This window comes from Thermodesulfobacteriota bacterium, from assembly GCA_039028315.1.
Classification (GTDB): domain Bacteria; phylum Desulfobacterota_D; class UBA1144; order Nemesobacterales; family UBA2774; genus CR02bin9.
In genome coordinates this window covers 1-8,422 of record JBCCIH010000106.1, presented here as the reverse complement: position 1 = coordinate 8,422, position 8,422 = coordinate 1, and the positions used below count along the sequence as shown (strand labels likewise).

10 protein-coding genes are annotated in these 8,422 nt (G+C 40.2%); 5 read left to right on the top strand and 5 right to left on the bottom strand.

The window, feature by feature from the left end:
- Positions 1 to 120: haloacid dehalogenase type II (locus tag AAF462_07595; protein ID MEM7008981.1), on the bottom strand; the 120-nt coding region annotated here is incomplete at its 3' end.
- Positions 121 to 123: 3 nt separating this feature from the next.
- Positions 124 to 549 carry a thioesterase family protein gene (locus AAF462_07590; protein ID MEM7008980.1) on the bottom strand — a complete coding sequence of 142 codons (426 nt, stop codon included), beginning with the start codon at positions 547 to 549 and terminating at the stop codon, positions 124 to 126.
- Positions 550 to 698: 149 nt separating this feature from the next.
- Here AAF462_07590 and AAF462_07585 point away from each other — a divergent pair, with 149 nt between their 5' ends.
- The 3 genes from AAF462_07585 (at position 699) to AAF462_07575 (ending at position 3,959) form a co-directional block, all read left to right on the top strand.
- Positions 699 to 2,129 carry a 4-hydroxyphenylacetate 3-hydroxylase N-terminal domain-containing protein gene (locus AAF462_07585; protein ID MEM7008979.1) on the top strand — a complete coding sequence of 477 codons (1,431 nt, stop codon included), beginning with the start codon at positions 699 to 701 and terminating at the stop codon, positions 2,127 to 2,129.
- Between the two features lie 9 nt (positions 2,130 to 2,138).
- The gene (locus tag AAF462_07580; protein MEM7008978.1) at positions 2,139 to 2,330 is read left to right on the top strand and encodes a hypothetical protein; all 192 of its coding nucleotides are present in this window, start codon (positions 2,139 to 2,141) and stop codon (positions 2,328 to 2,330) included.
- A gap of 366 nt (positions 2,331 to 2,696) precedes the next feature.
- On the top strand, positions 2,697 to 3,959 hold the full coding sequence (locus tag AAF462_07575) for a hypothetical protein (GenBank protein ID MEM7008977.1): 1,263 nt from the start codon (positions 2,697 to 2,699) through the stop codon (positions 3,957 to 3,959).
- A 46-nt stretch (positions 3,960 to 4,005) separates the two neighbouring features.
- Here AAF462_07575 and AAF462_07570 read toward each other — a convergent pair whose 3' ends face one another.
- Both AAF462_07570 and AAF462_07565 read right to left on the bottom strand, forming a co-directional pair.
- Positions 4,006 to 4,329: a muconolactone Delta-isomerase family protein gene (locus AAF462_07570; protein ID MEM7008976.1), complete on the bottom strand. Its 324-nt coding sequence runs from the start codon at positions 4,327 to 4,329 to the stop codon at positions 4,006 to 4,008.
- A gap of 705 nt (positions 4,330 to 5,034) precedes the next feature.
- Positions 5,035 to 5,490: a hypothetical protein gene (locus AAF462_07565; GenBank protein ID MEM7008975.1), complete on the bottom strand. Its 456-nt coding sequence runs from the start codon at positions 5,488 to 5,490 to the stop codon at positions 5,035 to 5,037.
- 116 nt (positions 5,491 to 5,606) lie between these two features.
- On the opposite strand from AAF462_07565, the gene ppk2 reads away from it, so the two are divergent.
- The gene (gene ppk2 / locus AAF462_07560; protein MEM7008974.1) at positions 5,607 to 6,416 is read left to right on the top strand and encodes a polyphosphate kinase 2; all 810 of its coding nucleotides are present in this window, start codon (positions 5,607 to 5,609) and stop codon (positions 6,414 to 6,416) included.
- Between the two features lie 66 nt (positions 6,417 to 6,482).
- Positions 6,483 to 7,082: a DUF1579 domain-containing protein gene (locus AAF462_07555; protein ID MEM7008973.1), complete on the top strand. Its 600-nt coding sequence runs from the start codon at positions 6,483 to 6,485 to the stop codon at positions 7,080 to 7,082.
- 56 nt (positions 7,083 to 7,138) lie between these two features.
- On the opposite strand, the gene AAF462_07550 is transcribed toward AAF462_07555, so the two are convergent.
- On the bottom strand, positions 7,139 to 8,167 hold the full coding sequence (locus AAF462_07550) for a TIGR00341 family protein (protein MEM7008972.1): 1,029 nt from the start codon (positions 8,165 to 8,167) through the stop codon (positions 7,139 to 7,141).
- Between the last annotated feature and the right edge of the window lie 255 nt (positions 8,168 to 8,422).

Genomic DNA, 8,422 nt, shown 5'->3' with positions numbered 1-8,422 from the left:
GGCGTCAATGCCCTTTGTATTTCCTAGCTCTTTGAGTTCTGCAATTATTGAGCTTCGGTAGTCGACAACTGTGCCGAAGACGTCAAATGTTAGCGCTTTTACAGAGGATAGATCAGCCATATATTATTTTGCCGCCTCTGCCTTTTCGTTAGCTTTTTGTATAAATTTCTCAGCGTTAACTATAAATCTCTGGTGAGTCCCGGATGTTATTTGATCAACCCCATCATGGGCCTCAACATTAAAGACTAGCCTCTTTCCGTCTACCTCTGCCAGCTCGCCCTTAACTGTTACAGTCATCCCGGGAGGTGTGGCCGCTGTGTGGTTTAATCTAACGTCGATTCCAACTGACTGCTCATTTGGCCAATCTATGTGTTCGTTTACGAACCTAACGCACGCCCACTCAATAAGGGCAATCATAAAACCGGTTGAGAAGACCTTAGGCATAAGCTGAAATTCCTGGGCCTCGGGATAGATGTAAGGAACTGTTTTATTTTCTGGAACTTCGTATTCAAATTCAAAAGTAAGGCCTGGCTTAAGAGTTGGGTACATAAGAGCCTCCTTAAATAATAGGGCATATAAATGGGATTATACATAATAGGTGTAAAACTTTTAATAATTTAAAGAAAATCCTCTTTGTGTAGTTCCAAAAATCATTGACATAAACTGGCAGATGTGAGACCATGTGATTAAGGGCTAAGATGCTAAAGACACCAGAGCAATTTGTAGAAAGTCTTAGGGAATTAAATCCAACCGTATACATAAAAGGCAACAAAGTCGAGAGTGTTGTAGATGAGCCTTTGCTAAAACCGGGTGTTGAGGCAATTTCCGTAACATATGAATATGCGCTTTTGCCGGAATATTCTGAAACCATGACTGCAACTTCTCATGTAACGGGCAAGAAGGTAAACCGGCTTTTGCATATCAACACAAGCCAAGACGATCTATTAAAAAAACTTGAGATGACAAGGCTCCTATGCAGAGAGACAGGCTGCGCTCAAAGATATTTGTGTCACGATGCGCTGAATGCACTTTATGAAAATACAAACAACACTGATCAAAAATACGGCACTGACTATCATGTGAAGTTTTTAAACTACCTTGAGTGGGTTCAGGATGAGGACCTTACTACATGTGTAGCAATGACTGATGCCAAAGGTGATCGGACAAAGCGCCCTCATGAGCAGCATAACCCGGACTTATATCTAAGGATGGTTGATAGAAATGAGGATGGAATAGTGGTAAGGGGGATCAAAGCGATCGTTACTGGTGCTCCGTATACACATGAGATCTTGGTTCTTCCAACTAGAAATATGACTTTCCAAGACAAGGACTATGCAGTCTCTTTTGCTATCCCGATCGATACCCCAGGAGTAGAACTCGTATCCAGGCAAGCTGGAAGGCCGGGCGAGAGCGGGGCTCCGCTTACGTCTAAATATGGCCAGTCCACTGCGCAAATTCTTTTTGATGACGTATTTGTTCCATGGGACAGAGTTTTTCTTGCTGGAGAATGGGATTTTGCAGGCTCACTAACAGAATCATTTGCAACGCATCATAGAGTAAGCTGCATCGGCGCTAGAGCTGGGCTTGGCGATATGCTGATTGGAGCCACAGCATCTATGGCTGAAGCAAACGGGCTTGATCTACAAAAAACAGGGCACGTGAGGGATAAGGTTGCCGATCTGATAAAGTTTGTGGAGTCGTTTTACGCATGCGGAGTAACATCAGCTATTTTTGGTAACGAAACCACCGCAGGAAATTTCAAACCTGAGCCAGTGTATGCAAACATAGGAAAGCTTCTTCAGGGCACCCATGTGTATGATATGTTCAGAATAGTACATGATACAACCGGCGGGATACTAGTTGCCTCACCCTACCCTGAGGACATGGAAATTCCTAATATCGGCGAGAGGCTTAATGAATATCTTCAGGGCCGAGAGGATATACCTACGGATTACCGCATTTCTGTTGCAAAACTTCTTGAGGACATCACAGCGTCTTATCAGGGCGGCTGGTACTCAGCAATAAGCATATCCGGGGGCGGATCTCCTGAGGCTACAAGAATGGAGATTATGCGCAAGTATGACATTGAGGAGCGCAAATCTCTTATAGAGAAAATAAGCGGGATTTAATTTAATAAAATGAGCGAGACAGATAAGAAATTAGAGTCTAAGAAAGACGAGCACTGCATAGAATGTCCTATCGGGCTTGATGATTGTGTGGAGTGCGGGGCATGTGACCATTGTGATCACGACGCTATGCTCAATGAGAGCGAGCTCCCACCAAATTGGCTTACGTTCATAGAAAAAAGCAAACCTCAGAGTAATTCCTAATAACCTTAACCCTTGCATTTACTTTCTTATATAATTTTTGGAATCAAGATTGCATAAAAACTAAAAAATGCGGATCCCTCACTGCGATCGAGAACTGATGGGCAGTCTGCAGTTGCAGTGAAGGATACCGCGTTGGTGTTCCCTCACCAATATATAGTACGGACGTTGGATTAATTTTGGATGACTTCGGAGAAAAAAACCTATTGACCCAAAACACCGGAAATAATTACTTATATACAATATGAAAATTATTCAGGATATAACAAATTTGTTATTTTGACATTATTGCAAATATATGCATAATTCTAAATACAAAAAGACCTTACTTATTTTTCCTTAATTTATCAATAATAGAGGGGGATTTCGATGATGTTTTCACTATATAGAATGAAATTTATAGCTATAGTTATTGCATTAGTTTTACTTGCAATTAATGCACCCAATTCATACTCTCAGTCTTGTTTTCCAACTTGCAGAAGTGATGACGGAAGATTTCTCAATATTACGGAAGGAGTGGGTTTTAGCACTTTAACGCCTAGTGTGCTGAATATAAGACTAGTTGTACCTGTAGAAGTTGAGAGTTTTAGACTTGGAATATTTGACGGCGACCACCTAAATGGCGCAAACGGAGAGTTTCACTGGGATAACGGGAGCCCTATTACACCGGGAACCTACCTCTATGTATTAAAGTCTGATCCTGATAGAGACAACAATGGACCAATAATTTTTCAAACACAGGATACTGACTTGTTAGATAATGACTGGGTTGATTTCGATATTTTTAACGACCCGGGTGCGATCGATGACAGTGGCAATTATGTATACACTTTTTCCATTATTCTAACTAACGGAGTTTCGTCCTCTAATTCTTTTAAGGTAAGAACATCACAAGGACAGTTAGTTATTGAAGAAATTTTCACTTTTATCGCCAACGCAACTGGGGTGTTTGATCTGCCAATTATTTATCCTAATATTAATTTTGCTGACGGAATTGGCCCTGATGATCTGGTTGGTGCGACATATGACGGAACTTTTACTTTTAATTTTCAATTGCGTGATCCAGCTCTAGAACTAGAATTTTGGGATGGTGATACTGACAGGGGTAGCTTTGACGGAACCGGAACTGATACAGATGATCTGAATACGCCAAACGTTATTCCCGATTTTGCTCCGCCAGATTCTGACGTAGTAGCAGAGGGAGTGAACCCACCCAATCCTTTTGATGATTTAAATCCTGCTGGTTCTGACGGTTTTAATCTATTATTTCTTAGATCTCCGGCTGTAACATACAGCATTATTTTCCCTGACGGACAGAGGTATACAAGCGAAAATCCCTCGGGTGACCAGGAGTGGGAAAAATTCTCTCTATCTACACAAACATCTGACCCTAACTTAGTTGACTTTAGCCCTTCACAAATACCCGCTGGGAATTATCAAATTCGCTTTGAAGGCTTAGATATGGGTAATTTTGTATCAGTTAACCCCCCGTTCCCAATACAAATTGTTGGTGAACCAATGATAACAAGTGAGATACCAACTATTTCTCAATGGGGTCTTATTTCAATATCTATAGCGATAGGAATAATAGCTAGTTCAGTAATTATAAGAAGGCGCAAGAAGGTCTATTAAAATAAATATTAACACTATTATTATGATTGTTTAGTAGGCGAGTATACTAGCTTCTCTTATTTAATTCTTTTAATATCTCTCTTTCATGAGAAGCTCTGGACTCAAAATCCTGAAGCGGGGTAACTTCCCAGTCCATCACTCCCCATAAGGGAAGGGATCTAAGCGTACGGTCAACATCGTCATGCGACTCTGCTTCAACAATAAAGACAAAAGCCCTCTCCCCAACAGGCACTCCGCCAACAAGTGCACCGTCACTCTCAAGCTCTTCTAGCTCATCAAACGCCGGAATGACCATTTGCTCTAATATTTGCGCAACTTCGTCAGAAGAATAGAAACCCCCACTTTCGTTTGCTGTGACTAGATATTTCATTGCATTCTCCTATATATAACTGAGATTGTAGTGCGGCGATAAGAATATCATAACTGTTGGAAAAGCAAGAGAGTTAAGTCAAAATACCTGGAGTGGATATAATTTGGCAAAAAAAAATGCTGCTTAAGCACTCTGGCTTAAGCAGCATAATTATTATGCCGCGAAAAAAAAGGGGTTGCCCGTCCCATTGCTTTTTATGCGGCCAAGGAATTTTTTTCAGAATTGAATTCATCCTTCCTTATACATATATAACAATAGATCTAATAAGAATATTCCCGAAAATTTCAAAATTTTATAAAATTATTGATTTGGAGGCTTAATTAGGAGTATTGGGATGCTATAGATTAAAAATCCCAACATCCTATCCCTGAATCCAAGATGGCGGTAGGTGGAGGGAACGGACCCGGGATAGGGATGTTGGATTAGGTAGTCAAAATAAATTAATGCTCGTACTTTTTAGCAGCATATATTTTTGTGTTATTTGAATCAGAAATTAAAAATGCAATTTCCCTCTCTATAGATATAAACAGTCATAAATGACAATTTATTCCCGATTCTAGAAAAATAATATTAAACCTGCCACCATTTATTATTTTACGAATATTGACCTTGAATACAATACCCAATTTCAAACAAACGTACGTAATGATAATATATTAACTATATCAAAAAACAAGTACATATATAATATATGTAGTTATTGTTTTACTTGCTCAATTTATCCGAAATTTTATCTAGGCTTACCTGGTAATGAGCTCCATATTTTTTGTATTTATCATTCTCGACAAGCTCAATTAACCTACTGGAAATATTGGATATTTCATCTTCTGTAAATTCCGAGAAATCTTGGTCAGATAAGAAAATGGCAACATAACAAGCTATTTTATCACCACCGTTAACAAATATATCGGTTAGCATTTTTACAGATCCCTTTGATCCTGACTCTCCCAAAATGAATACACAGGCCTCTTGCCACACATGTGAGCGCTCTTCAAATATCTTTTTTAGGCTATGCCAGTTTAAATCAGTAAAGGTCCATACCAGATCCTCAGCCTCTCTATAGTCTTTTTCATACCAATTTTCGCTGGGGTGCATATTACCGTTAGCAGTGTTTTCTTTTATGTGTTTATCCAAAAGTGCAGCTGCTTCCTGACTTGCCATTATGAGCTCTCCGAAGTTGGTTTATATGAGAATAATTGTACACAATTGTATTCTGTATTTATATGTAGTAGTAGTTATTATAATCAAAGCTACACTTTTCACAGCGGAGGCCGAAAATGGGAAAAAAGAAAGAGGATAAAAAAAACAAAGACAAGATTGACAATAAGTACTATGAGAAAGAGCTTGAGAGACTCCAGATAGAACTCGTAAAACTTCAGGAGTGGGTAGTAAGGGAGGAGAAGAAAATTGCGATAATATTTGAAGGCAGAGACGCTGCCGGGAAAGGCGGCATGATAAAGCGTATAACGGCGCCTCTAAACCACAGAGTTTGCCGTGTCGTGGCACTCGGCGTGCCTACCGAGAAAGAAAAAACCCAGTGGTACCTCCAGCGCTATGTTCCCCATCTTCCCGCTGCTGGTGAGATAGTGCTGTTTGACCGAAGCTGGTACAACAGAGCCGGTGTTGAGCGCGTTATGGGCTTTTGCTCCAAACAGCAGTACAACGAATTTTTAAGAATATGCCCCGGGTTTGAAGAGGCTCTTATAAGATCAGGAATGATGCTTTTTAAGTACTGGCTTGATATAACACCACAGGAGCAGGAAGAGAGGTTTACGGAGAGGATAGAAAACCCGATGAAACGCTGGAAGATAAGCCCGATGGATATGAGCGCACGTAGCAAGTGGTACGATTATTCAGCGGCGAAAGATGATATGTTCAAATTTACCGACACAAAACTCTCCCCCTGGTATGTAGTCGACGCAAACGATAAAAAGAGAGCGAGGCTAAACTGTATTAGTCATATTTTAGAGCATATTCCATACGAACATGAGCCTAAAAACAAGATAAAGCTTCCGCCTCTTCAAAGTAAGAAGAGCTATCGAAAGTCTCGGGTTTTAGATAAAATATTTGTCCCTGAGAAGTACTAAAATTTTTCTTTCTTCTGCTAATTAATCGGTTAACATTTTAATATATCCACAAATGAGGTGATGATTATGAAAAAGAAATTAGTCCTACTTTTCGCATTTGCATTGTGTCTTGGGTTCTCTGGTCTTACTTATGCCGATCAGGCTCAAGATATGGAAAAAATGAAGGCCGAAGCAATGGCCAAATGGCAAGAGTACGCAACCCCTTCTGATGGCCATAAAGCTCTTGAGCAGCTTGTTGGCGATTGGGACTATACTCTTAAATATTGGTCCTCACCTGGGGAGCCGCCTGAAACATCCACAGGAGAAAACGAAATAGAATGGATTTTAGGCAAAAGATATTTAGAGATGGAAGTTGAAGGCACCTCTATGGGCCAGAAGTTTAAGGGACTTGGTCTTATAGGATATGACAATGCCAAAAAGCAGTATAACAGTGTTTGGATTGACACAATGGGAACGGGAATGATGATTGGCACAGGAAGCTATGATGCTGAAACAAACACATTTACAGAGACAGGAACATTCACAGATCCACTATCCGGCCAGCAGTCATTTAAAGGAGTTACTAAATTTATAGACAAGGATACTTTCACATACGATATGTTCATTAGCGCTCCAAGCGGTGAAGAAGTTAAAGTGATGGAAATCACCTATAAAAGAGATACATAGTTTTAATTGACTAGCTTAAAAAGCCCTGCCCTAATCATTTTGGGGCGGGGTAATTTTTAGAAATACCCCTGAGATCTAAGAATAGTAGCAATCAGAATTATTAGAAGCACGCTCCAAATAACAATCGCTCTTGTAGTAGCGGTCTGAGCCTTTTTAGTTTCCCACCAGGTTCTTGGTCTTACTCCTTTAAAGAAAAAAGTTGTCACTGCAGCCAAGTTAACACAGATAATGTTCACTAGAACCAGCTGAACGGCTCCCGGGACAAGACTCATATTATTTGAGCCTATGAGCATTCCCACCGTTACGGTCGGCGGAAGAAGAGCAACCGCTACCATAACCCCTATGAGTGCGCTTGGAAGCCCTTTCGTAAATGCCAATGTGCCGGCAACTCCAGCTGCTAGAGCTATTGCAATGTCTCCAAGCCCTACCTGGGTTCTTGAGGCAAGCTCACTGATGGAAGGATCTACTGGAAACACCATCCCTACAATTATTGCAAGCGCCAATGTTGCTAGAATACCGGCAAAGTTAGACTTAAGCGCTCTCCCTATGAGGTCTGTATCTCCCAGCGTTGTACCTAGAGCAAGTGCCATATTGGGGCCAAGAAGGGGCGCAATAACCATCGCGCCAATAATAATTGCAACGTTGTCTTTTAGTATCCCAATTGATGCAACAATTGAAGAGAGTACTACAAGCACCAAGTAGACAGACGTAATGTTGGCCCTGCCGTCCATGTCGGCATAGAGCTCTTCACGGCTAATTCTACCTATTGCTGCCGCCTTTTCCTTATCATTTTGAGGAGGCGCCATCATATTTTCTTCTTCTTTCTTTGGTTTTTCCGGCCTTGGTATTGAAGCCTCTACAGGCAAGAGCATAATTCTGAAATGGTCTGTTTTTGAGTATCTTTTTTCAAGTAGATCAAGGATCTTTTCAGATTCCTCTGCTTTGACAAGAATTTTAATTCTAATTTTCTGATCCGATATGCTGTCTTCCCAGAGCTCAATAATAGGATGATCTCCCATAAGCTCGCGCAGGCGGCCCAGGTCTTCAGATTCAGGAAGTATAATTTCAATTAAACGTAGACTCATTTTTACTCTTTATAATGATTTAATCAAAGAAATGATGATCAATTAACACTGAAATATCAACATTGAGCTGGAAATATCATATGGTTTTTCTAATTGGGGGTTTTTAATATTTTTTATTTCACTATATACCATTTTAATAATTATTGTGTTAATATCATTAATATAGGCGCGGCGGGTATTATAATTTTGGTATTAAAATAAATTCAGTTTGTAAAAAAAATTTGTAACAGCGATTAGGTAGGGGCCTCTCTTTAT